2 pseudogenes are annotated in these 561 nt (G+C 52.6%); one reads left to right on the top strand and one right to left on the bottom strand.

From position 1 onward, the window contains the following. Positions 1–310 (top strand): annotated as a pseudogene (locus ACW9HX_RS29115) (Ig-like domain-containing protein); the annotation flags it as partial. Positions 311–368: 58 nt separating this feature from the next. On the opposite strand, the pseudogene ACW9HX_RS29110 reads toward ACW9HX_RS29115, so the two are convergent. Then, positions 369–561 (bottom strand): annotated as a pseudogene (locus tag ACW9HX_RS29110) (LysR family transcriptional regulator); the annotation flags it as partial.

Raw genomic sequence — 561 nt, 5'->3', positions numbered from 1 at the left:
GGATCAGGAAGGTACAACCGTGACTTATCTGGTGGCAGTCACCAACGTGCATGAACTGCAGATCAGTGATGAGCCATATACGTTTTTGAACGCTGAGAAATGGATGCACACATTAGGAGGGAGGCATACTTACGACCGTGCATTCATTAATGATATTTTTCGAGTTTATGTAGTCCCGCCGCGTAATGCCAATGTATGGACGTGTGGGACCTTCGGGGATTGGGGGGCGTATATTGATCCTCTCAATAATCTCAGAAGTACTATGCATGCAACAGCCATGTGGACTTCTTGGTGCCTCACCCCTTATTGACTCGAACTTAATATTGCGGGGGAGGCGAAAGGCTCCCTCGCGGACATGCCCCACATAATCAACTTAACGACAGACATCGTTCGCGCAAAAACGCCTGCAACACGTTCACCAGTTCCGACACCTGCACCCGATGCGGACACAGCAGATTGAACGGCACGCTCTCACCGTTCCAATCATCGAACAGCGTCACCAGCCGCCGGCGCGCACGTCTTCCGCCACGTCGAGCCAGGCCTTGTAGGCAATGCCGTGCC

This window comes from Pseudomonas sp. SDO52101_S400 (assembly GCF_054071635.1).
Note: the sequence above shows the minus strand (reverse complement) of the source record. Positions and strands in the feature narration are given on the sequence as shown.